The following is a 546-nucleotide window of genomic DNA, read 5'->3' on the forward strand; positions in this document are numbered from 1 at the left end:
TTTTAGAAGTTGAGTTACAGGGTTATCACTCATAACTCCCAACTAATAACTCATAACTGAAAGATGGGGGATTAGCTCAGCTGGCTAGAGCGCCTGCCTTGCACGCAGGAGGTCATCGGTTCGACTCCGATATTCTCCACCACGGCAATTGGCCGTCCACGGTGATCTTATCACCAGTGGCGGTCCGCCACAAGTTCATTGACATATTGGGACGGAGCAACAGCGATTTTATATCGTTGTGTGCGAAGTCAAAGAAGAAACACGAAGTAGAATAGAACATTAAGGATTACGAGAGGGCATTTGTACTTGGGTACAGGTGCGACAAGCAAAAGAAGGGCGTATGGGGAATGCCTAGGCTCTCAGAGGCGACGAAGGACGTGATAAGCTGCGAAAAACCGCGGGGAGCTGCACATGAGCATTGATCCGTGGGTGTCCGAATGGGGCAACCCGGCAGGTTGAAGGCCTGTCACCCAGCAATGGGGGCGAACCCGCTGAACTGAAACATCTAAGTAGGCGGAGGAAGAGAAAACAAGAGTGATTCCGAGA

Annotated in this window: 1 tRNA gene and 1 rRNA gene; both read left to right on the top strand. The window is 50.7% G+C overall.

Annotated elements, in window-relative coordinates:
- The first annotated feature begins 65 nt into the window (after positions 1 to 65).
- Positions 66 to 142, top strand: a tRNA-Ala gene (locus tag GO009_RS17390).
- A gap of 177 nt (positions 143 to 319) precedes the next feature.
- Positions 320 to 546, top strand: a 23S ribosomal RNA gene (locus tag GO009_RS17395); the annotation flags it as partial.

The organism is Allomuricauda sp. TY007 (assembly GCF_010468565.1).
In the GTDB taxonomy this organism is placed as follows: domain Bacteria; phylum Bacteroidota; class Bacteroidia; order Flavobacteriales; family Flavobacteriaceae; genus Flagellimonas.